The sequence below is a fragment of the Streptococcus sp. HMSC070B10 genome, from assembly GCF_001808665.1.
Taxonomy (GTDB): domain Bacteria; phylum Bacillota; class Bacilli; order Lactobacillales; family Streptococcaceae; genus Streptococcus.
Genome location: NZ_KV794138.1, coordinates 1 through 2,282 on the forward strand (window position 1 = coordinate 1; position 2,282 = coordinate 2,282).

Consider the following 2,282-nt stretch of genomic DNA (forward strand, 5'->3'; position numbering starts at 1 on the left):
CTGCCGTACCAGCTACGATACTTGTCCCTGCTGTTGGTGGACCAGCCATGATACTCAAGACTTCAAGGGCACCACTCGCAAAGTAAACTCCCAATCCAGAGAATATTTGAGCTACTCCACTCCAAAATTCGGCTGAATTTGCTTCAAAGTTTTGTGCTTTTAGTTCATCAAACTTTTTGTTAACCAAATGAGTATAGTCGGCATCGTATTTCCCATTTTTTGAAACGACATAACCTTGTTCAAATGGATAAATGTCAATGATATTCCCTGTTTCATCAATCTTAAGAGTGTGATTGTAGTCGTCGATTATTTTATCCCATTCGGACTTGTCGTGACCTTTTAAGCGCTTCTCTAATTCGGCACGATAGTAGGCATCACCATCGTCCTTTAGCATCATATCCCTAGAAGCTTTATTGATGGCACGAGTTTCTGAGTCTTGAAAATCTCTTTTGGCATGCGAAACAATCTTCACATCCTTCATCTTCTGTACCCAGCTCATGTCCAGACCTTCCGCATAGTAGTTGCCATCGCTAGGGTAGTGTAAAATTGGTAACTTAAGTCTTACAAAGAAAGGAAGACAAGAATAAAGCTATCAAAGTAAAAAAATAATCATTTTTTCTTCATTTTACTTTTCTAGTTTCCGCTATTCACCTGTCACCTGCGCTTCAAATCTAATGTCTCTGTCTGAAATATTCGTTATTTTTATTTGTTTTGAGTTTGGAATCTCAAATTCCCAAGATTCTTTAGATTGAAGAACTACACCTTTTTCTGATAAATATATACTACTATTTGTATCGTTTTCTTTTATTTTTGTTGGGATATTACTTGACGATGAGTAGATTTCGCTAATTTCTTGCTTCAAAACATCATAGTTAGTCCCTAAAAGGCTTCCTTCTCCCTTCTGCCACCATGAGGTTTTCCCAGATAATTCTAATTCCCCACCAGAAATCTTAGATATATATAATTTGGGGGAGAATTCTTTTTGTTTTGATGTCGGAACTTTTAAAACTATAGAATCACCTGGTTTCAAGGTATAACTCGCATTTTTGAAGTACAAATAAATACAACATATAAATATTATTGTTACAACAACAACCGCTCCTGAACATCCTAGATTCCATTTATTAAGTTGTTTTCTCTTGTTAATCACTTATTATTCTCCTCGTATGAATCTATACCATCTTGGATTGCAGAAGCGTCTCCTTCATTATCACCAAAATTCCCATTTGATTTATTTTTGAAAAATTTAACACCATCTTTATCTGAAGCCAATTGAGCTAAACCTGCATAATTTTTGATCTGCTCATCTTCCATTCCTAAATATCCTTTTGCTACATATCCAAAAAGATAGTTCCCTAAATAATCATCTCTTAAGTTACCTTCCCACTTACGTGACCAAAGTGAAAATTCAAGTTCATCATTATAATTTCTACTCTTTAAGTCTAAAGGTTTTCCAGTATTTACCAAATTTACAAAATCAGTAAGGTCAATACTAACCTGTGTCAAATCTACTGAATTTATCATTATATCATCTCCAGGACTTTTCCATACTTTTCTACCTTCGTTAATTAGATAGTTTCTTTGTTTCATGTCTCCTTCATGAATAGATAAAATATCATTAGCTAGATTATTAGATACTTCCTTTATATCTATCCCTGATTTTTTTAATTCAACATTAAGATTATCCTCAATAGTATCTTTAATCTTGCTATCAACATCCTTCCAATCTTTATCTTTTGTTAACTCCTTTCTCTTCCTCCAGTATTCTTCAAAAGCTTCTTGATTATTATAAAATAGATAATCTTCATAAGTTTTCACAATTAGTTCAGCTTTTTTATTCAAATCTCCATTACTATTTTTAATTTTCTCAACTTTTTCCTTAAGTTTCTCTGGATTAGCTCTATTGGTAGCCTCCGATTTCAATTTTTCTGTTACAAGTTGAGGAAATTGTATTTGAGGATGGTGATGTACATAAGATTCTAAAATTTGGAACTCCTTATCGCTAAGTTCTTTTCCATTTTGCAACTTATCTAAGATTTTTTGGTATTCTTTATGCAAATCCTTAGCTTTCTTAGAAGAATCATATTTTGCACTCTCAATCTTCACATCCTTCATCTTCTGTACCCAGCTCATGTCCGCACCGTCCGCATAGTAGTTGCCATCACTGTCGACAATGATTTTACTCAGTTGCGTGGCTCCTTTGATGGCTAAGCTAAGTACTTCTAGGCTATCGTTGAAATACTGGGATACCTGTGAGACAAAAAATTCTAGTTTTTCAATCT

The 2,282-nt window shown here is 34.0% G+C and carries 2 protein-coding genes and 1 pseudogene; all 3 read right to left on the bottom strand.

The features are described 5' to 3' along the window. Positions 1–532 (bottom strand): annotated as a pseudogene (locus tag HMPREF2613_RS00610) (virulence protein); the annotation flags it as partial. A gap of 111 nt (positions 533–643) precedes the next feature. Further along, positions 644–1,150, bottom strand: a complete 507-nt coding sequence (locus HMPREF2613_RS00615) for a hypothetical protein (RefSeq protein ID WP_070478194.1) — start codon at positions 1,148–1,150, stop codon at positions 644–646. After that, on the bottom strand, positions 1,147–2,282 hold a 1,136-nt coding region (locus tag HMPREF2613_RS10790), incomplete at its 5' end, for a polymorphic toxin type 44 domain-containing protein (RefSeq protein ID WP_261673953.1). The genes HMPREF2613_RS00615 and HMPREF2613_RS10790, both read right to left, overlap by 4 nt.